Annotated in this window: 19 protein-coding genes; 7 read left to right on the top strand and 12 right to left on the bottom strand. The window is 27.3% G+C overall.

Annotated features, from left to right (window positions below; translation table 11 throughout):
• Window positions 1-91: 91 nt before the first annotated feature.
• A complete protein-coding gene (locus tag BN7997_RS03710; RefSeq protein ID WP_071119529.1) occupies window positions 92-343 on the bottom strand; it encodes a Mor transcription activator family protein in 252 nt (83 codons plus the stop codon).
• Window positions 344-722: 379 nt separating this feature from the next.
• On the opposite strand from BN7997_RS03710, the gene BN7997_RS03705 reads away from it, so the two are divergent.
• The 5 genes from BN7997_RS03705 (at window position 723) to BN7997_RS03685 (ending at window position 2,356) form a co-directional block, all read left to right on the top strand.
• Window positions 723-1,073 (top strand): IS630 transposase-related protein, encoded by a 351-nt coding sequence (locus BN7997_RS03705; protein ID WP_071119193.1) that lies wholly within the window; start codon window positions 723-725, stop codon window positions 1,071-1,073.
• Window positions 986-1,567 (top strand): transposase, encoded by a 582-nt coding sequence (locus tag BN7997_RS03700; RefSeq protein ID WP_083335000.1) that lies wholly within the window; start codon window positions 986-988, stop codon window positions 1,565-1,567. Before BN7997_RS03705 ends, BN7997_RS03700 begins: the two co-directional genes overlap by 88 nt.
• Window positions 1,568-1,678: 111 nt before the next feature.
• On the top strand, window positions 1,679-1,900 hold the full coding sequence (locus tag BN7997_RS03695) for a DUF1659 domain-containing protein (protein WP_083334999.1): 222 nt from the start codon (window positions 1,679-1,681) through the stop codon (window positions 1,898-1,900).
• A gap of 69 nt (window positions 1,901-1,969) precedes the next feature.
• Window positions 1,970-2,197 carry a DUF2922 domain-containing protein gene (locus tag BN7997_RS03690; RefSeq protein ID WP_071119527.1) on the top strand — a complete coding sequence of 76 codons (228 nt, stop codon included), beginning with the start codon at window positions 1,970-1,972 and terminating at the stop codon, window positions 2,195-2,197.
• A gap of 12 nt (window positions 2,198-2,209) precedes the next feature.
• Complete coding sequence (locus BN7997_RS03685; RefSeq protein ID WP_071119526.1) at window positions 2,210-2,356, top strand: YvrJ family protein; 147 nt, start codon at window positions 2,210-2,212, stop codon at window positions 2,354-2,356.
• A gap of 43 nt (window positions 2,357-2,399) precedes the next feature.
• Here the strand turns inward: BN7997_RS03685 and BN7997_RS03680 are convergent, their stop codons facing one another.
• The 3 genes from BN7997_RS03680 to BN7997_RS15370 form a co-directional block, all read right to left on the bottom strand.
• Window positions 2,400-2,651: a Mor transcription activator family protein gene (locus BN7997_RS03680; protein WP_071119525.1), complete on the bottom strand. Its 252-nt coding sequence runs from the start codon at window positions 2,649-2,651 to the stop codon at window positions 2,400-2,402.
• Between the two features lie 11 nt (window positions 2,652-2,662).
• Window positions 2,663-3,967 (bottom strand): replicative DNA helicase, encoded by a 1,305-nt coding sequence (locus BN7997_RS03675; protein WP_071119524.1) that lies wholly within the window; start codon window positions 3,965-3,967, stop codon window positions 2,663-2,665.
• A gap of 129 nt (window positions 3,968-4,096) precedes the next feature.
• Window positions 4,097-4,912: a conserved phage C-terminal domain-containing protein gene (locus tag BN7997_RS15370; protein WP_071119523.1), complete on the bottom strand. Its 816-nt coding sequence runs from the start codon at window positions 4,910-4,912 to the stop codon at window positions 4,097-4,099.
• Between the two features lie 262 nt (window positions 4,913-5,174).
• On the opposite strand from BN7997_RS15370, the gene BN7997_RS03665 reads away from it, so the two are divergent.
• Window positions 5,175-5,543: a helix-turn-helix domain-containing protein gene (locus tag BN7997_RS03665; RefSeq protein ID WP_071119522.1), complete on the top strand. Its 369-nt coding sequence runs from the start codon at window positions 5,175-5,177 to the stop codon at window positions 5,541-5,543.
• Window positions 5,544-5,793: 250 nt separating this feature from the next.
• Entirely contained in the window at window positions 5,794-5,991 is a 198-nt protein-coding gene (locus tag BN7997_RS03660; RefSeq protein ID WP_071119521.1) for a hypothetical protein, read from the top strand.
• Window positions 5,992-6,020: 29 nt separating this feature from the next.
• On the opposite strand, the gene BN7997_RS03655 is transcribed toward BN7997_RS03660, so the two are convergent.
• The 8 genes from BN7997_RS03655 to BN7997_RS03620 form a co-directional block, all read right to left on the bottom strand.
• Entirely contained in the window at window positions 6,021-8,246 is a 2,226-nt protein-coding gene (locus BN7997_RS03655; RefSeq protein ID WP_071119520.1) for a cell wall-binding repeat-containing protein, read from the bottom strand.
• An 81-nt stretch (window positions 8,247-8,327) separates the two neighbouring features.
• Window positions 8,328-9,218, bottom strand: a complete 891-nt coding sequence (locus BN7997_RS03650) for a DUF368 domain-containing protein (RefSeq protein WP_330385857.1) — start codon at window positions 9,216-9,218, stop codon at window positions 8,328-8,330.
• A 228-nt stretch (window positions 9,219-9,446) separates the two neighbouring features.
• Window positions 9,447-11,489: a cell wall-binding repeat-containing protein gene (locus BN7997_RS03645; RefSeq protein ID WP_071119518.1), complete on the bottom strand. Its 2,043-nt coding sequence runs from the start codon at window positions 11,487-11,489 to the stop codon at window positions 9,447-9,449.
• Window positions 11,490-11,597: 108 nt separating this feature from the next.
• Window positions 11,598-13,754 (bottom strand): cell wall-binding repeat-containing protein, encoded by a 2,157-nt coding sequence (locus tag BN7997_RS03640; RefSeq protein ID WP_071119517.1) that lies wholly within the window; start codon window positions 13,752-13,754, stop codon window positions 11,598-11,600.
• Between the two features lie 340 nt (window positions 13,755-14,094).
• Window positions 14,095-17,637 carry a cell wall-binding repeat-containing protein gene (locus BN7997_RS03635; RefSeq protein ID WP_071119516.1) on the bottom strand — a complete coding sequence of 1,181 codons (3,543 nt, stop codon included), beginning with the start codon at window positions 17,635-17,637 and terminating at the stop codon, window positions 14,095-14,097.
• A gap of 181 nt (window positions 17,638-17,818) precedes the next feature.
• A complete protein-coding gene (locus BN7997_RS03630) occupies window positions 17,819-19,804 on the bottom strand; it encodes an LTA synthase family protein (RefSeq protein WP_071119515.1) in 1,986 nt (661 codons plus the stop codon).
• 28 nt (window positions 19,805-19,832) lie between these two features.
• On the bottom strand, window positions 19,833-21,008 hold the full coding sequence (locus BN7997_RS03625; RefSeq protein WP_071119514.1) for a DHHW family protein: 1,176 nt from the start codon (window positions 21,006-21,008) through the stop codon (window positions 19,833-19,835).
• An 8-nt stretch (window positions 21,009-21,016) separates the two neighbouring features.
• The gene (locus BN7997_RS03620) at window positions 21,017-22,297 is read right to left on the bottom strand and encodes an MBOAT family O-acyltransferase (RefSeq protein WP_242873381.1); all 1,281 of its coding nucleotides are present in this window, start codon (window positions 22,295-22,297) and stop codon (window positions 21,017-21,019) included.
• Window positions 22,298-22,447: the final 150 nt, after the last annotated feature.

Here is a 22,447-nt window from a genome sequence, read left to right as displayed (position 1 = left end):
TACATTTTCAGTCACTAAAATATATTATTTTCCAAAAAATATATTTTTTTTACTGTTTTCGACATATTTCTATTTTTCTTGATGTAATTTGTTATATTTTATTAATAATATTTCTCACCTGATTAACACTGATCCCATACTCTCTGGCTAACTGAGTTCCATTAAATCCATTATATCTATTAACAATATCCCTGTTTCTACTACTTCTTATAACACTCTTATAAGTAGGAATATAAAGATTATTTCCTCCATACATTCTTATAATCTCTAAGAACTTTTCTTCTCCAACAATCTCATACATAAGAGATAAATTTTCAATAACATCATAAGCCTCAACCTTCATAAAAAACCTCCCTTTATTAATCTATATAATAATTTTATCTGTAATTAAAATCCTTTCCCATAAAAGTATTTCAAAAATTCGCTTCGCTTGAGCGACGTGTCGGCGAATCACTTTAAGCCACGTGTGGGCGCTATTTTTTATTTCGCCAACGATGTATACTTGCTACCGCTACGGATACATCCGTTGCTTGAGCCACTGCGTGGGCCAAGCATTTCAAAATATATTTTTTTCTTGCAAATCATTGATATAACTTATATGCATAGATTATCTACAAAATTTTCAACTTAAAATTGTTAGTTAATGTAAATATCTTTACAATATAGTAAACGAACTTAATAATAAAGGTATGAAAATTATTAAATAAGTTAACAAATATAATATGAGTTATGATATAAAGTTTAAACAAAGAGCAGTAGAATACCAAAGAGAAGGCCATACTTACAAAGAAACTTGTAAAGTATTTAAAATATCTGAAACAACACTAACTAGGTGGATAAATAAAGAAAAGGAAGGTAAATTAGGTGAAGTAAAAATACAGGTTAGAAAACCAAAAAAGATTTATCCAGAAAAGTTAATTAAATATATAGAAAAACATCCAGATGCATATTTAGTTGAGATTGCAGAGGAGTTTAATTGTAGTGAGTGTGCAATAAGAAAAGCATTAAAGAAATTAAATATAACACGAAAAAAAAGACAACTTCATACAAAGAACAATGTAAGGAAAAAGTAAATAAATATTTAAATGAGATAAAAAACTTTAGCGAAGAAGATATAGTATATATTGATGAAACAGGAATACAAGGTTATATTTATAGAGAATATGCAAGAGCTATAAGAGGTAAAAAAGTTTACGATAAAATACCAGGTAAAAAATACAAAAGAACAAATATAGTAGCAGGAAAATGTGGAGATAAGATTATCTCTCATTTAGTGTACGATAAAATAATGGATAGTAAGTTTTTCGAAAAATGGTTTAAAGAAATGTTTTTAAATGAAGTAGAAAAAAATAAAGCTATTGTAATGGATAATGCAACATTTCATTGTAAGAGTAGATTATACGAATTATGTAAAAATGCTAATAAAAATCTAAAACTAATATTTTTACCACCATATTCTCCAAATTTAAATCCTATAGAAAAGTATTGGGCAACATTAAAGAAAAATTTGAAAAAAATAACTAAAAATAACAAGAGCCTTGAAGAATCTATTTACGAACTTTTTTAAGTTCGACTACTATAAATATTTTCAAAGATTTTTATATTTGTATTTAGTTTTAAGGGTGTACTATGTAAATATAAGCAAACAGCTTATAAAAAATTTAAAGGGGGAATTAAAATGGCAAATCTTCTAAAAAATCCATCTGGATTAAAATTAAAATTTGATTGTGGTAGAAATCCTGAAACAGGAAAAACAGTTGTAAAAAGTAAAACTTACTCAAACCTAGATCCTAACGCTAGTGCTGATGATGTATACGAAGTTGGTGCATCAATAGCCTCACTTCAAGAATACGACTTGTTAGAAGTAGCTAAAATTGATAATTCAACAATAACAGCCTAATTAAAATCTAGCTAAATTGTTGGCTAAATTTTCACCAAATTATTATTTAAATTTACAGGAGGTAATTTTATGGAAACTAAGAAAAAATTATTGATGTATTTCAAAACTACAGGAGATAAAAACGTATCTATATCAGTGGATAATCCAAGAGAAGATTTAACTGAGACTGAAGTAAAAGCAACTATGACTTTAATACTATCTAGTAATATATTCTTACCTAATGGTGAAGAACTTGCTTCTTTAGTTGAAGCCAAGATTGTTGAAACTGATACTACTTCATATGATTTAGTAGTATAGTCTAGCATTCTTATGGATTTAGATTTACAAAATCTTGTTGCTAATATTGGCTTTCCTATTGCTCTTTCAATGTATTTATTAGTTAGAATAGAAGGAAAGCTATCATATTTAACAGATAGTATTAATGAATTATCCAAAAATATATTAACTATTAAATAAAATAAAGGAGTGCTTTAAAACAATTTTAAAGCACTCCTTTATACTATCCCTTAAGAATATTTTCAACCTGCCTTTTAGTAATACCAAATTTTTTAGCAATCTCATTTTTACTATATATATTATACATCTTCTTAATCTGCCTGTTTCGACTAGCTCTTAGCACACTTTCCTTCTTAGGAAAATACAACTGACTTCCACCAAACCTATCACAAATATCAATAAACATATCAACTCCAATAAAATCAACAAAAGAAACAATCTCCTCAGAAAAATCCTCTAACAATACCCTTTCCATAAAATCCCCTCCTAATAATTTATATACTGAAAATGTAACCTTGGCCCATTATAACAATAATGCCTCATACCAGTTTCCCCATCTCTACACTTAGCAACAATCAAATCAACAAGCTTAATTCCATTTTTTCTAGCAGACAACACATCATTTTTGTTTTTCTTGATATTTTCAACAGCCTCATCAAAATCAGAGTGAACAGGTTCATGAATATATATAACATTATTACTATCATGAAAAATAGCTTTACTGTCACGCATTGGTCTTTCACCCCATGGTCTAAAATCCTTCATCTCATCATTTAACTGACTAAGTTGAATAAGAGGTATATCAAAATCCAAAGTAATATTTTTAAGCTCTCTAGATAAACTTGCTACTTCTCTTTCTCTATTTTGCATACTGCCCTCAGCATTCATAAGCTGAATATAATCAACTATAACCAAATCAGGCTTTATCTCTCTAATTCTTTTTCTTAAACCACTAATAGTACTTATCTTATCATTTATATAAATTAAATCCTTACTGCTAAAATAAGACATTACATCTATAATCTTTTTCCAACCTTCTTCATCAATTTCTTTATTCTTCATATACTTTGTACTGATACCACTTTTCTTAGTTATATTTCTCATAAAAACTTGCTCTTTACTCATCTCTCTGCTTATAAAAAGTACTTTTTTACCTTGTTCCATACAGTTTAACATAATTTGTAGTGCCAATGCAGTTTTACCAACACCACTTCGAGCAGCAATAGTTGTAAGCTCTCCATTAAATAAACCACCTATAATATCATCTAAAAACTTAACTCCAAAGTTCATACCTTTTTCGTCACTATTTTCCAGGAAATATAATAATTTTTCGCAAATTTCACCAATGCTATCACCGTAATTTGTAGCTTCTTCATTTAAAATATTGTATAAATTACTTTCAAAATTATATACAACTGAGTTAATATCTTCTCCCTCTCCTAGTTTTTGAAAAAGGTCTGTACAACTTTTAATAATCTCCCTTCTTAAAAGTTTGTCCTTTAATATGCTTATATGAGAATCAATAGAAGAACATTGGCTCATAGAAGCTAAATTACTTAAATATGTAACGTTAACTCCACTATTCATTTCCTTAAGTTTTGTAAAAATACTTTCTATATCAAGAGATAGTTTACTTTCATACAAAGATTTCATAACCTTTAAAATTAATTTATTATATTCAACAGTAAACATATTCTCTTTTAAATCTTTAAGCTTTTCTCCTAAAGAATTATCAACTATAAAACTTCCTAAAATACTTTGCTCTATATTTACAGCTTGAAACTGCTCCATGATTATTCCCCCAAACTAAAATTATAAATAAAATGGTGAGTTGTTAATTATAAGTTTCTTTTGAGTTAACTTCAAGTTAATAGTAGTTCATTTTATTTAAACTTGCAATATATTTTTCTAAATTTATTTTTAAAAATCAAATTCAATATCCCAATATCCTGTTTCCTCAACTTCTTCAACCTTTTTAGCAGTTTCATTTAAGTATCCTTCAAACTTATTACTAAATAAAGTTTCTGGTCTTAAGTACTTTTCCATATCACTATGTAACCACTGAGATGCTTTAATATCTATAACAGCATAAAAATCCTCTTCTACAAAACCTTCCTTTAACCTAGTATTAATTAACTTTCTAGTTTTTGGTGTATTTTTTCTAAAGTTCTTTTTTGTAATTTTGTTTAAATAATCAATAACATTATCACAAATATTATTATTTATATTTAAATATATATTTATATTATCTATTTTAGATGTCCCACTATCTGTCCCATGACCTATATCATCACCTGTCCCAAAACTCTGTAAACTCTCTTTATAAAAATTATTATTACAAGTATTTATATCATCGCATTTATCTATAATTTTATTTTCACAATTATTATTCCCACTACAATTCTCAAAACCTGTCCCATCATCTGCCCCACATTTTGACTCTGTAACATATTCATATATAGAATATCCACTTGTACGATTTCCTTTAAAAACACTTTTTATAATTCCCATTTTTTCAAATTCATTTATCATTCTCTCTGATTTTCCTTTTGAAAAGTTTAAATCTTCCATAACAGTTCTTATAGTCATTTTAAACTTACCATTTTCAAGTTCCCCAGTTAGCCTATTTTTATTTTCTTTTCTCATTATGTAATGATTAAACTTAATCTTATCAATATCCTTAATTGGATCAAAACTTAAAACCTTACTGTTTAATTTTTTAAAATTATAAATCATAATATTCCCTCCCAACTTATTAATTTTTATATTAGTTAATTTTATGTAAACTTTCAATAACTTTTTTTACAGCATTATAAAATATTTTATTTTTTGATAAACGTATTTAACCCTAGCTATAACAATATAATATCATAGGTTAAATAAACTACTTTTACAACATATAGCTTAGACAAAAGAAATTTTTCCATAAATTTTCATTTTTAAGTTTACATTCTGATAACCCTATACTATACTTTAAGTATGGTGAGGTGGATTAATTATGACTTTCGGAGAAAGGTTTAAAGAATTAAGGTTAGAGAAAGGGTTAACTCAACAGGGATTAGCAGAGGATTTTAATAAAATTTATGGACATACTTTTTCAAAACCATCAATATCACAATATGAAAATGGAAAAAGAACTCCAGAAAATGAAGCTCTTAAAAACTTTGCATCATACTTTAACGTTTCTATAGATTATTTGCTTGGGGTTAGTGATATTAGAAATAACGATGTAAATATTGAAAAACAAGATTTAAAACGTGATCTTTTAACTGAAATAAATAAATTTTTTAGTGATAAAAATATCAAAAGGGATGAGAAAGATAGACTTTATAAAGAATTAACTAAAATGTATTTTGATTCTTTATAAATTTAAAAATTGCTACATATTTGTAGCCAATTTTTTTGAGCCTTTAAAGAACATATATTCTCACACTTTTTTCAAAATATAATCTTTAGTATTTACCTAGTACATACTTTGTATTTACTTAATTATAACCTTATACTAACTTGGTATTTTTCTAAGATACTCTATTGTTAGAAAAGAACATATTTTCTAACACTTTACTAAGTAAAATTAAGCATCAGCTTATATATATCACTTTTAATTTGGAGGTTTTATGAATATAAACAATTTAATAGACAAGTTTGATAAGAAAGATGCTATAAAAAGTTGTAATTCTATATCATCTCAATACGATAAAATAATAGAAATTGCTAGTATAGTATTTTGTAGCGATAAATTTGATAACTTAGAAAAAAGAGAACTTCACTTAGAAATTGCTGCTTTATATGGTCAATTAGATAAAAAAGATTAAAATAGGGACTTACATAAGTCCCTATTTATCTATCTTAATTTATTTATAACAGTAGAACTAATTCCACCACCAACTTCATATAAAGTATCATAAGTCTTATATTTTACAACCTCTTCTTGTGTACTACTTAAATTATTAGTAGCAATTAACACAGGAATATTATTTTTACCTGCAAAAACACCAACACATAAAGCATCTATTAGATTATTAGACTTACAAACAATTAAGCTATTAATATTATCACCATAGAAATAATCTAAAACTATACCATTAGTTTCTTGTCTATCATCTCCATAAAGCTTAATTACACTTACTTCTACATCAAATAAACCTTCAGCTTCATCTAATAAATTATCACTCATAACATTATCTCCGCCTAAGAAATAAAAATTAGGATATTCTATAGACTGTATAAAATACTTTTGAGCTTTGTTAAATTTCTTTCCATTAGTTATTAATATAGGAGATTTTTCATTACAAGCCTTAGATAAAATACTCATTGCATCAGCTTCACCTTTGTATCCATTAACAACATAAATATTTTCTACATTAGAAATTTTTGCAATTTCCTTTCCTATTAATAAAGAAGTTTCTTCTCTATCTACTCCACCAATGCGTTTAATATCTTTTAAATTAATATCAATAATATTTTGTATATCATCTTTAATTTTTTCAGATACTACATCAGTTCCACCAATTAAATAAACATTTTTTGGATTTAATCTTTTTATTTCATTTATAGTTTCATTTGGTATATAATCCTTTTCAACCAATAAGATAGATGCATCAATTAAAGATGCAAAAGGACCTGCAGCTAATCCATCACTACTATTTTTTCCATTAATTAAAACAACTGCATCACTTTTATCATTAAAAGCTGCCTTGCTTATTTTCAACGCTGTATCATATCTATTCTCACCAATTATTTTAATATGATTTTCTAATTCCTTGTCTATCTCATCACTTCCAAAGTATACAATATTATCGCCTTTATTACTTGGTATATCTAATGAAGAGTTCGCTTTAACTACAACAGCGCCTCCACCTCTTAAATTTATTTCATTTCCATTATAAATTTTCTTTTGTAATTGATTAAAACCTTCCTTATTTTTAAAACCATATTTTCCAGTGCTATAATTTAAAGTTAAAGCCATTCTAAAGTTTGTCATAAACTCACCAAAGTCCATATTATTGTCTATATATTTTTTAACAACATCTTCTATAGCTTTATAATCACTATTAGGATTTTGTATAATTTCTTTATATATACTATCTCCTATATCTGCTTGTATATTTAAATACTCCATGAATAAATAGGATAAAGAATAATTTGAAAGAGTATCATTATCATAATCCCAATAAAGTAGTGAATGTCCATTTGTTATACTACTTGATTGATTGTAATAATTTATTCTATCCATTCTTGGCTTATTTGTATATAACTGTTCTGCTGCCATAGATAAACCTTCATCTATCCAAGTATCTAGGCTACCTGAATATCCTTTAATTGCATTTTCATTAAAACTTATCATATGTTGAAATTCATGTACTATTACAGGATATAAATTTTCTATGCCTTGATTGTCGTAATAATCAGTTACATCCATTGTTGGATATGTATCTATATATAATACTTCTCCATTATTTGAACCCTCTACATCATATAAATCTGTTGGATTAAAGTATCCTTGTGTATATACATTTGTTTCATCATAGTCATCTTGTATATCATAAATTACTATATTTATTTTTCCATTATTATCTACGTCACTTTCTTCTCCAAAATTTTTTGTTATTAATGGATATATATTATTATCAAATTCTTGACCTATTCTTATTGCTTGTGCATCACTTATTTGATTTTCATTTACCCATATTTCAACTTTTTTCCCACTATATTTTAATTCTGTATTTATTGTTTCATATTGGTTATTTCTAAAATTAAATGTTTTAAATTTTCTAGTAGTTTTTGATGATTTATTATTTTTTGTTTCTGATTGATATAATTTTGCAGATTGATATAGTTTTGCATTTTTTGGTTCTGGTAGTACTTGATCTATTGCATAAGGAGTTGATGTTTTTTGTTTTGATTGGTTTATATTTTTTTTATTTTGAAAATTCCCTGTAGTTTGAGTAGTATATGGATCTGTACTCTCGTTATTTATTATTATATAACTTCCTTTTGATGTGTTTGCGTATATTGGTGTTGTTAATACCAATGCTATCAGTAGTGATATGCTTATTATTTTTTTCATAAAGCCCCCCTTGTTTTATACTATTAGAGTATATTCCAAAAGAGGGGCTTTTAATACATTAAAACTATTATTTTATATAATCTAACTTTGCTCTATATCATTATCCAATTCTTCTTTACTTTTGTTTTTAAGTACTTCCTTAAGTTTCTCTAATAAAGGAACTAAAATGCAACCTATGGCAAAAAATACTATATTAAAAGTAGATACACTCATAGGTGCTTTAGAAACTTCAAGAGACATAGGACCCATTATAACAGAATATATAGAACCCACCATAAGACCTATAATACAATATATAGTTTGCGATCTAAAACTTCTAAGTAAATGCCTTACTATTCTAACAGTTATTAAAATACCAATTAAAATTCCACTTCCAAATATCAATATAGCAGGTAAATAATCAAAGTTTAACCTTATTATCTGCTCTATGGCTGTAAGTATTGGTGCATAAAGTCCAAATATTAAAAGTATTGTAGAGCCTGATATTCCCGGAAGTACCATTGCAGATATTGCAACCATTCCAGATATAAATATATAAGCTATAAACAATAAATTTAAATTCTCAGACTTTAAAGAGAAACTTTGTCCAACATTTGTAACTGGATTAAAATAAGTCATAGCTACTACAACACTAATCCCAACTATTAAAAATATTGCATTTCTCTTATTGCCTATTAATATTTTTCTTTCAGATTTAACTATTAATGGAATTGACGATATTATAAATCCTAAAAATAAAGAACTTATTTGATATATGTTTTTTTCAAATATAGATGTTATAAATGATACCGATAATATAAAACCTACAATCCAGCCAATCCCTATTTTGGCTAAAAACTTTAATGCTATTATTCTACCATTTTTGTCACTTGATATTAGATTATTTAATGAATTTACAAAATCATCATAAAAACCTAATATAAATGCTATTGTACCGCCTGAAACCCCCGGCACGCTGTCAGCTAAGGCCATACAAAACCCTCTGATAAAGTTTAATATATACATAGACCCCTCCACTAATGACCCATATTTATTTTGTATACCTTATAATATCATAAATGACCTATCTATTCCATAACTACAAGATAAACTTAAACTAATAAAATATCATTTTATTAATATAATTTATATTTTAATTTTTATAAATATATTAAATATTTCTATAAATTAAAAAGATGATTTCAAAAGAAATCATCTATATTATCTATTTAATATAAAATCTAAAACACTATTATAAATTCCGTATCCAACCTGAACCAATGACTTTTTCTTATCAATAGAAATTAAAACATCCTCTTGATCTTCACTAAGTTCACTTCCTACTAAAACAATAGGAGCATTAACCTTACTTGCAAAAGCCCCAGCACTTAAAGCATCAACAAGACTACCATCATTACTCTTTGCAACAACTAAACACTCATCATTATAAAGTTCTTTATCAACTCCATAAAACTCCTTTATTATAGCTGCATTAGTATCTTGTCTATTACTTCCTGCTAATCTCTTAGTAGTTAATCCTAAATTTACAATATCCCTAGATATATTATTTGATATATGACTTTTTCCACCTATCATATATGTAGAATTTGCATACTTACTTAAAAAATATTTACTCTCAATAGATAAATTTTCTTTATTAGTTAAAATAATTGGGCTTTTCTTACTTCCTGCAACTGGTGAAACTGATAAAGCATCAGCAAGTCCACTTCCTCCAACTATAAATACATCAACTTTATCATTATTATTTTTAACTACTTCCTCAGAAACCTTTATAGAAGTTTCATATCTGTCTTCTCCATCTATACGAGTTACATTCTTTCCATAATATTTTTCTAACTTATCGCTTATATCTGAAGAAACAGAATTTTCTCCACCAACTATATAAATATTTTTTGCACCTAGTCTTTCAATTTCTTCTATAACAACATCTGGTATATTATTTTTTGAAGTTAATAATATTGGAGCATCTAAAGTAGCTGCTAATGGAGTTGCTGTTAATCCATCAACTAAAGCTTCATTGTCCCCAGATACTAATACAAGATTTTTACTTCCATCTTTAAATCCATTTTTACTAACTTCTACACTAGTTTTGTATCTATCAACTCCTGCAAAAACAGATGTCTTCATATTATTAACCATAATATCTAATATATTTTCAAGACCAGCGTTTCTAACAGGTTTTATAACTATTTCATTTACAATGTATTTATTATCTTGATTTTTTTCTTCTATTATAATGTTTATTTTGGATAAATAATTGCTATCAACTATTTTCTTATCATCAACATATTTTACAACAGAGTTATTATCATTTTTATCTATGTAAATCTCTTTTGGATTATCTGTATATTTATCAACGCCTTCAAATATTACAGTATAATCTTTTAGAGAGTTTTTTTCTTCTATATATTTAAACAATTCATTACCTAAGGTAGTTAATCTTCCTACATTTGATTCATACAAATCAGTTACATTATATGTTATAGTGTTAAGTTCGTCTGCTCTTTTTACTATAGCATCTGTTACTTCAATTTTATCTTCATCAGTAAGTGGTTCTGATGTGTCTTCATAATATCCATCTATAATTCCATTTGGTAAAGATTCTTTAGTTTCTATTATACTTTCATTTACTTTTTTTATTGAGTATCCATTTTCGTCTACATAGTATCCATTTTTAGTTCTAAATATTGGTTTTGATGTATCAAGTTTTGTATCACCTATGTTTACTTTTATAAATCTTGGTTCTTTAGTTTCTGTATCTGGTGATAAAGGAATTTTTCCAACCTTATTTCCATCTTCTAATGTTGACCAAATTACATCTCTTTCATCCCCTAAGTATTTTTGTTCTTTATAGTCTACAACTACATCATCTTCCCCTATAATTCTTGATGTTGTTGTGTATCTTATTACTATCTTTTCTTTGTAGTTTAAGTTTGAATATATATTATTAAATTCTTTTTCAAATTCTGAGTAGTTATTTAGTTCTTTAGCATTTTTTATTTCTTCTAAACTTGATGCTATTTTTATTTTATATACTACTTGTCCACTATTAGATGTGTTGTTTAACATTGCTGCGTTTTTTGTGTATCTAGTGTTAAACATTTTATAGATATTTTCTTTTAATTTACTTATTTTTTCTTCTTCTGTTGTTTCTATCACACTATATGGTGAGATTGCATTAACAGAAGTTACAGTTAATACTGATATTGTTGAAAATACTATGATGTCTTTCCCTTTTATCATGTTACCCTCCAAAATTTTCCACATTTTACATATAGTATAATAACATAATTCGAATAAAAAAAGCTCAAGTAAAAACTTGAGCTTTCTATAAATAATATATAGTTTATATTATCTTAAACCTTTTATGAATTTAGCAACCTTCTCAGATACTCCATATCCAGCTTGAACAGTTTTAGTTATTAAACTAACACCATTACCTTTAACCTTAACTAAAGCATCTTCTTGAGATTCTGTTAATTCTTCTGTAGCTAATACTATATGAGAATTTGTTTTAGCTGCTAAAGCACCTGCTGCTAAAGCATCTACTAATCCAGCATTATTAGACTTAGCAAATACTATTCCAGTTACTTCAGAGTTTAATGCACCATTCTTTTCAAATCTAGATATAACCTTAGCATTAGTTTCTTGTCTTCCTTTTCCAGATAATCTTTCAACTTCAAGTTTCATATCAGCTAACTCATTTTGTACTGCTGTTGCTACTGAAGATGTTCCACCAACTACAAATACATCTGTATTATCATTATTATCAGTTACATTTTTATCTATGAAGTGTTTTACATCTTTATTTAATTGACCAGCTTGTGTTAATAATATTGGAGATTTCTTCATTGCTGCTACTGCTGAAGCAGATAATGCATCAGCTTCTCCTTTTCCACCAACTACAAACACATCATCATATTTGTTTCCATTCATCATCTCTTCAGCTACAGCTATAGAAGTTTGGTATCTATCTTCTCCTTCTATTCTGTTAACAGTCATTTTGTAAGTTTTTTCTAAAGTCTTTTCAACTTCTTCAGATACTGCACTAGTTCCACCTACTATATAAACTGTCTTAGCACCTAATCTTTCTATTTCATCTATAACTTCAGTTGGTATGCTATCTTTCTTAGTTAATAATACTGGAGCTCCTGCATTATTATTTAAAGTTGCTGCTAAAGGTGTTGCAGTTAATCCATCTACTAATTTATCATTAGCACCTGATACTAAAACTACTGCACCATTATTTAATGGTTTGTTACCTGTCCATCCTTGCTTACTCATTTCTACAGCTGTTTCATATCTATCTAGCCCTGCACTTACCACTGTATTAGCTGGAGTATCATTTAGAACATGCTTGATAACATCTACAAAAGTATTGCCTCTATCTTCAGTTATTGTTATTTCATATACTGGAGACCATTCAGTTATATGATTTGTTCTTTCTTCAAATATAACTCTTATATCAACTAAATTTAAAGCATCTAATGCAGCTTGAGTAGTCGCTGCCTTTATAGTTGCTTGAGCAACTTCTTCACCAGCTTTATTAGTACCAACTATTTTAACTTGTAATTTATCTTCATTTGGATTAGTAGGAACTTTATCTGCATCTATTATAGCTTTTCTTAATTCATTACCTTTTTTAGTAAGTCTTTCAGTAGATACTTCATATAAATCACTTACTTTAACCTCTTCTTTAGCTGCTGAGCTACTTTCTTTAACTATAGCAAATGCTCCTTTATCAACACTTGCTGTATCTAATATTGTATTTGTATCAACATAGTATCCTTCTACTACTCCACCTAAAGCTTTAACTTCTGCAACATCAGATACATTTGTTTTTTCATCGTATTTCTTTATAGAATTTCCATCTTTATCTACGTAGTATCCATCTACTACTTTAAATATAGGCTTTGTTAAGTCTAGCTTAGCATCTCCATTTTTAACAGTTATGTATCCATCAGTTATAGCTACTTTAACATAGTCTGTTCCATCTGCTAATTGACCATGTACTACTGATACACCATTGTTTAATCCTTGAGCATCTGCTGCTAATTCAGTAGCAACATTTGTATATTTAATTGCTTTGAAATTTACAGCTGTTCCATCTTCTAAAAATCTAACCTTATTCGTATCAGAGTTATACCCTACAGTTATCTTTTCACCATTATTTAACTCTGAATATTGTTTATCAAATTCTTTTTCAAACTCAGCATAACTGTTCGCATCTACAGGTTGTTGCGCTGTTAGAACTCCATTTACTAACTTATAAGTTGTTATTGTTACTTTTCTATGAACAAAATTTCCTGGTTGTTGACCTGCAATTCTTAAAAGAGCTTGGTTTTTAGTATATTTTAAATTAAATTTATCATATACTTTTTCTTTTAAATCTTTTATTTCTTGTTCTTGGTTACTGTCTATAACAGCTGCAAATGATTGTGCAACTGGTGCAACTGCAGTAAATACTGTAGCAGCTGCCATTGCTTTTGCTATGTTTTTCTTTAACATATTTGTTCGTCCTCCCCATAATTAAAATATATAAATCACATCTCTTTATAATTTCCGTATTTTTCCTCACGTATCTCTCACAACATAATCATAAACTACACAAATAAAAAAAACAAGAATTTTATGCATTATACACTCTTTTTTTGTTCGTGTTTTTTCTGCTTTTTTTTCTATTTTTATATATTTTTTTGTTTTTTTTTATTTTTATTGACATTTTTTTTATTTTTTTGTCATTTTTTTAATTTTTATTTTAAATAAATATTTAAATAAAGCAAAAAAACGACACATTTTAACAAGTGTCGTTTTTTTTACTTTATTTAAATTTAATAATAGTAATATATTATTTTATTTCTTCAGAAACAGAATTAGTACTTACTTTTTTATCAACCCTTGCACTTACACCATTAGCATCTTTTATATTACTTGTAGCACCTGCTTCTAATTCCTTTGTTGATATATGTATTTCACTGCTCCAAGTAGCTGCAAATATCTCTAGTAAATTAGAGTTATCCCCTTTAGTTATAGTTATAGTAAGCTCTTTTCCATTAACTGAATAAGTTGCAGCATCTGGAGTTGTATCTGATGGATTTGATGATAATCCCCAATTATATTCTTTTGCAGAATCTCCATAACCTCTTTTTATTACAAGTTCATCCTTTATAGCTGAAACATCACTTTCAGAAATACCAGCTATATTTTCATCAAATGTTAACTTAATTTGTACTTTGTTATCATTTTTGTTACTTATAGATACCTTAGCAGACATTAAAGTAGGAGCTGTATTGTCAGTTAATTGTACAGTTTCAGTTTTATCATTTAGTAAACGTCCTGATTCTAATTTTAATCCTGTAGCTTCAAATACCGCACTGCCTGTAAGATTTACAGAATCAACTGAAGGTAATTTAACTATTATCGTACCATGTCCAGTACCTTTAAAATAAACATCAGAATCTGAAGGTATAACTTTTCCATCAATTTTAAAATTACTATATGATAAGCTATCTAATGTGAATCTTTGTGTAGCAGGTGATATTACTTCAAAAATATTTTCACCATCGCCCTTTTGTATTTTAGATATATTTAAAGCTGGTAAACTTTCTTTAGTTATTACTAAATTTGATGAATTATATTCCTTGCTGTCATTTTCATTTAAGTCTTTAGCTAAACCATTTTCCAATCTAACTTGATAAGTTCCTGCTTTTAGTTTACCAGACTCCATCGCAGCTACATCTGTTGTAGTTATAACTAATATATTATTTGTATTAGCTTTTGGTGCTACTTGTACATTGCTTAAATTAGCCCCATCCATACGAAGTCTAACTTTACTTGCTGGACTTTCATTAAGAGTAACTGCTTCACTCATAGTCACTTCTATACTCGTTTTGTCTGAACTTATCTCTACATTTGTTACAGTTGGGTGTACTTTATCTTTATTTAAAGTTAAATAGTTTGTTGATTCAGATATTTTATTTCCAACTACATCATTATATACTACAAATTCTGTATCATTAGAGTTTCTTTTATATTTTACAACCTTAACTGATACATATTGTGAATCTTTATTTTCATTTTTAAGTACATTATCAATAGTTAATATATACGTTTTATTAGTATCATCTGAAGGATCTAATCTAATATCACTTATATTAATATTATCTCCTTGTACACTATTGTTCATTTTATAAACTTCCATACCTTTTTTACTTAAAATATCAGATTGACTTTGTTGGCTTAACTTTTTACTAAATACTACTTTTATTTCATTATCGCTATATTGACTTACACTATTAAGCGCTAATGTTGAATTAGTAACATTAACACTTCCATTGTATGGTGTCATAACATTATTAGCAGCATCTTTTATACCAGCCATATAAATAGTTGCATTAGAATTTATAGCAACATCATTTCCATTTCTAGAAAATACTAATTTCTTAGTTGGCTCTACTACATTAGCTAATGTTATTGGCTTATTATTTACTCTAAGTACTAAACCATTCAAACTATCTACTGGTTCAGATAATGTTATTTCAAATTCATCATTATCTTGATTATATACAACCCCTGTAACTGTAGGTGCTACTTTATCTTCTGCTTTGAAAGTCGTACTATAATTATCTAACTTAGTACCATTACTATATATCTCATTAATATCTATTCTATAACTACCATCAAATATTACTCCTTTTGGTGCAGTTATAGTTAATGCCATTCTACTTTCATCTAATGATGCTTTATATCCATCTATATTAATTGATGATGTACTAGTTAATGCTATCTTACCATCTTTTAAAGTTCCATCAATTTCAATTATAGAAGATTTATCTATTTGCTTACTAAATCTTATAACTAGTTCCTTAGCATTTTGAGCAATAACTTGAGAGACTGGTTTACTTGTATCTAAGTTTGCTATCTCACCTTTAAATCCACTATAATCAGTGTCCCCTTGAGGATTTAAAGTAGTTATCTTACCACTTCCAGTTATCTTAACACCAGTTGCTAAAACATCAAAAGTAGTAACTGTTCCGTTGTTTGATATATTAGAGTTTTTAGCTCCTGACTTTATTTCTAAATGCTTAACAGTTACCCCACTCTTAACATTTATAGCCTTAACAGCATTAACAGAAACCTTGTTAGAAACATTTCCATTTATATTTAAAGTCCCACTAGCCATATCAACAGACACAGCACCAGAATGAGTTCCATTTAAATTAACAGTAACATTTTTAGTAGTACTTAAACTAACAGCCTCACTTACAGTTCCACTTGGATTAAAGTTTATAATATCTCCGTCCTTAGCATTTGCTAAAGCAGTCTTTAACTCCGCTACAGTAGTAACAGTCTTAGTGCTGCTTTGAGTATTCTTTATAGCATCTATACTAGCTGTAGGTATATTTCCTCCAACCTTAGTTATTTTTTCAAGGTCTTTACTTTCTAATAATGTTTTTTGAGTACTTCCTAAACTTTTACCAACTAACATTACAGGATCTTGGTTACTTGCAGCAAGTACACCAACTGCTAATGCATCTGCTATTTCATCAGCTTTATTTACTTGTCCTGACTTTGCTACATACATATTGTCATACGATGAACTTGTGTAAAATTCTTTTATAACACTTGCATTAGTTCCTTGTCTGTCAGTACCTTCTAATCTTTTCTTTGTTCCTGGTAATGAGTTTTGAGTTGTTGTTGATACTGAACTAGTACCACCTATAACATAAGAAGTACTTATTCCTTCACCATCTATATATTTTTTAACTTCTGCATCTAATCCTTTTGTTGGATGTGCAAGTATTATTGGCATTTTATTTTGAGCTGCAGGAGCTGCAACACTTACAGCATCAGCCAATACTTCCCCATTAGCTACTGCTATTTTAGATATATTAGATATACCATCTATTCTTTTAGCTACTTCTAATGCTGTGTCATATTTACTATCTCCAGCTATTCTGTTTACTTTAATACCCATAGCTTCTATCTCAGCTTTTACCGCATCACTTACTGAGTTTACTCCCCCAACTATGTCAACTGTTTTTACTCCACGTCTTGTTAACTCTTTTTTAGTATCTTCATTTAATTTTGTACTTTGAGTCATAAGTATTGGAGCTTTTTTTAGTGATGCATATGGAGTTGCAGTTAATGCATCAACTATCCCTTTTTGTCCATTTACTATTACAGCATGTTTTGATGTTGAGCTGTAGTTTTTACTTATTTCTACTGCTGTTTTGTATCTGTCATCTCCTGCTATAGTAGTTTCTGATACTGTTGCTTTAGTTTGTGGCTCTGCTGCACTTACATTTGTTGTAAATGTAGATGTTAATGTTGATGCTAACATTGTTGTCGCCATAACTTTTGCTATGATTTCTTTTTTTCTTTTTAACATATTTCTCACCCTATTTTTTTGTATATTTTTGGTACATTTTACCACTATATTCTAATTGTATATTATTTTTGAATGTATATCAATAGATGTGTTTTTTATTTAACATATATTTGTATAAAAAAAAGCCTTAAAAGTAGGTATTTTTCCTACTTTAAGGCTTTTTAAAACTTATAGTTTTAGCTTATTTTAATACAAACTCATTACTTTCTCCAATAGGAGCATCATATTTTCCAAGTTGCTTAACCACAACCTCTTTTACATCTTTTATATTATTAACTTCAAGTTTTGTGCTATCAATTAATGTTGTTTCGACTTTTTTTCCATTTATATATGCACAACTACTTTTATTAAAGTTTTTACCATTTATAATAATTTTACCATTATTATTTTCTATACTATCGATTACTATATCTTCTAGTCCCATTTTCATTTTATTATCTTTTACTTTATCCTCATCATTTAGATAATAATTTTTCCCAAATAACATATCATATTGAACTAATTCTAATTCTTTTTGATAATTTTCATTATTTCCCCTCATAGCATGTATAGTTTCTATTGGTCCATATTCAACCTCTGATAATCCCATTGCTAATGTACTTAGTTGGTATGATTCTAAGTTTAGCTTTTCTTTTGGTATATCAAAGTTTGCATACACTGCATATGGAGTTTCATATTTATCTAAATAAAAATCATCCTTTAAAAATACATTAAGGGCTGGTGTATGGTCTGAATAAAATACTACCATTGTATCTTCTTCTTCTTTGTCTACCATCTCCATAAGTTTTCCTATAAACTCATCAGTTCCTTTTAGTAGGTTTGCATAGTGATAAAGTTGATATTTATCTTGTTCACTAAGCGTTGTTTCTACCTTTATTGGAAGGTCTAGCCCTTTATCGTAGTCTGGATATTTTCCATGACCTTCTACTGCTATTGCATATACTAAGTCAGGTTTTTCATTTTGTTTAAGTGATTTTTGTATATAGTCTAGAAGTACCATATCCTTTCTCCAGCCTAGGAATGTTTCTTCTAGATTTTGCATATATTCCATAGATACAAATGTGTCAAATCCAAGGTTTTCAAAGGCTTTGTTTCTGTTGTAAAAGTTTCCTTGGAAGTTATGCATTATTGTTGTTTGATATCCTTGTTGTTTTAATGTTGTTGCTATTGAGTTTACATTTTTTTCTTTTACAAAACTGTCATATGGTATTTCCCCTGGTATTAGGTAATCAAAGTTATTACCTGTTAATACTTCAAATTCTGTTCTTGCTGTACCCCCACCTGTTACTGGAACGTTTATATTTCCACTTAGGTTTTCTTTTAACAGTTTTCTAAAGTTTGGTATTGGGTCTTCACTAAATTTAGCTTCTTTTATTAGTGTTGGGTCAATAAATGATTCTAGTTGAACAAATATTATATTTGGCTTTTTAGTTTTATTATTTGTGCTTGTAATAGAGTTTTCTGTACTCATTGCTTCTACGCTATTTATTTCATTTTTTATATTTTCTATATTTGCTTTGTTATAGTCTTCTGGTTTTTTTCTTATATATCCAAAGCATGAATCTAAGATTGAGTATACAAATCCATTATGATAATATGATTCTTTTAAGTCCCATCTTAGTACATCTAATATTTTTCTTTCTCTCAATGAAATTACACTCACAGATAATACTATTGCTGTAGTTATAGCTATTATTATATTTGTTATACTTGTTATTCTTATTTCATTTTTATCTTTTTTAAATAAATATACTGTTATAAGTATAGTTAATATTATTAGTGTTATTGCGCCTATTAATATATGTAAACTTATATATTTATTTGCTATACTTAGTCCATCTTTTATCGAAAATAAATCTGAGTATGTTAATGGTGTTCCTCTTAAGTTAGTCATAAATGCACTTATTAGTGATATTGCTATTATTGTTACTGATATTAAAAAGTATGCTGTTTTTTTTCTTTTAAGTATAAAAGTTATTGATGTTATTAATAATATTATTAATAGGTTTATTGCAAATGCGTTTGTTCTATCTTTTGCAAATGTGATTATTGAAGTAAAACTTGAACGTTGTATATATTCTGTTATGAATAATAATAGAATTCCACCCAATAACCAAGCTATTATTTCTTTTATTGAAGTTTTATTTATTTTAAACTTATCTTTCATTTCACCCTCCCTTAGCTATCCTTTTTATTTACTCTTCTCTCTTCCAATTGAAAATTTCAGTTTTATTTACAAAGTTACTACTTGCCCCTATCATTAATATTACATCTGGATTTATGCTTTTTATTTCTGATACTATATCTTCTTTATAATATCTTAAATCATAGCTATAAGTTTTTTTAAAGTGTGATGCTAATAATGATATTAATGGGTTGTCCATAGAGTCACCTATTATTACTACTTCTAAGTTATTTTTTGATTGTTGGTTTTCTATTTCTACTTTAGGTTGATCTCCTCCTAAGTATATATCATAATCATTGTTTAGTTTATCTTTTGATATATTTTCTTCATAGAATAATTTACCTTCTCCCCACTTGTTTTTTACTGTATAATTTTCAAAGTTTTTATCTTTGTATATTTCGATATCATCCATTTTATCAACTACTTGAAGTACTTGTCTACCATAGGAGCCTATAAATACATTTTTAAATGTTTCTATTTTAAAGTCGTCTTTTTCTTGTACTTTACCTATTTGTGGTAAACTTTTATTTATCTCTTGTACTATATTTTTATAAACATTGAATACTCCATTCATATTCATATGGTGGTCTGTTTTATAATAGAGATTATCTCCTTGCATATTATCACTTAAATTTATTACATTCATATAATTTTTGTCAATACTATCCATTATTTTGTCTAAATATATACCTTGACCTGATTTGTAATCTTGTATTGGCATCTTATTTTCATATGCATGATTTTTATTTGGTATAGTTGCAATATAATTCTTTGACTCTTTAAATACTTGAGCAAATTCATTAAAGTTATCTGCTCTTTCTTTTAATTCATTTTCATTGTAGTCATTATAATTACTTGATTTTATCAATTCTCCATCTTTTCCTATGTATACTTCATTTATATATTTTTTATTAAGTCTTGCTTGTAACTTCGTATAAACATCTACCATCTCATTTCTATTATATATATGGTCACTAAAGTAATTGTCCCATTTAATGAATAATTGTCCATTCATTATTTCTTCTTTGTATAAATTTTTATCATTTATATTTTTAGGTGTAGGAGGTTGTTGCAGTGTTCTTCCTTCAACTTCTGATATTTCTTTATCTGGCGTAATTATAGACATTATAGATATAGTCAATATAAATCCTATTATTAAGATTGATGTTATATATTTGTATTTCATTGCCCCTCCTAAAAATTAAAGTATATAAATGGATTAAATGTTGAGTTTACTAGATAAACTGTTGTTATGAAAAATAATATAAAATATATTAATGGTTTTATTATTTCTATTGCTGTCATTATTTTTTTATTTGATTTTTTAATAAGCTGTTTTGTTCTCTTTATTATTGGTGTAGATAAAATTATAGCCATTGTTAAGCTTAGCCAATATTGACTTAAATAGAATGTAGTATATCCATTAATAAATGGATATTCACCTACTCCTATCATTATTTTCATATAATCTATTGCTGATTTTAAATCTGGTTTTGAGAATAGTACCCATCCAAATATTGCTACTATCAGTAAGTATATATGTGAAAATACTTTAGGTATTTTGTTTAATATATTTTGTAGGAATGCTCTTTCTAGCATTATAAATATTCCAAAATATAATCCCCACGCTACGAAGTTCCAACTCGCACCATGCCATATTCCTGTTATTAACCATACTATTGTTAGGTTTCTATATGTTTTTATATTACTTACTCTATTTCCACCCAATGGTATATATATATAATCTCTAAACCAAGAGCCTAAACTTATATGCCATCTTCTCCAAAATTCGCTTACGCTTTTTGATATATAAGGATAGTTAAAGTTTTCTAAAAATTCAAATCCTAACATTTTTCCTAGTCCAATAGCCATATCTGAATATCCGCTAAAGTCAAAATATACTTGTAATGTGTATGCTATTGCTCCTAGCCATGCTACTGATATACTCATTTGATAATTTGATAAGGAATATATTAATGCAGATAATTCTCCTACTGTATTAGATATTATTACTTTTTTGAAAAGTCCTATAGTTAGCCTTTCTATACCTTGGTTAAATTTATCTATATTATGAATTCTATTAGTTATTTGGTTATCTATTGTTTCATATCTTACTATTGGTCCAGCCACTAATTGAGGAAACATTGATATATATAGTGCTAGATTAAAAATATTTTTCTGAACTTTTCCATCATTTCGATATACATCTATTACATAACTCATAGCTTGGAATGTATAAAATGATATTCCTATGGGTAATGGTATTATTGGTATATTTATTGATGTTTTAAATATTATATTTATGTTGTCTGTAATGAAATTTGTATATTTGAAAACCCCTAAAAATAGTACGTTAAATATTATCGATATTATCAATATATTTTTTCTTTTTTTGTTATTATCTTTATACTTTTCTATTTGTATTCCAAATATATAGTTTATTATTATTGATATTATCAATAATGGTAAGTACAAGATACCTCCCCATGCATAAAATATTATGCTAAAAAGTAGTAATGTGTAGTTTTTTATTTTTTTCGGTGATATGTAATATAGTGTAAAGACTATTGGTAAGAAAAAAATAAAAAGGTTACTGAACTGAATAACATTTATCTCCTCCTAAGT

It is taken from the genome of Romboutsia timonensis (assembly GCF_900106845.1).
GTDB classification, from domain to species: Bacteria; Bacillota; Clostridia; order Peptostreptococcales; family Peptostreptococcaceae; genus Romboutsia; species Romboutsia timonensis.
The sequence above is the reverse complement of the archived record's forward strand: the minus strand, read 5'-3'. Positions and strand labels throughout refer to the sequence as shown.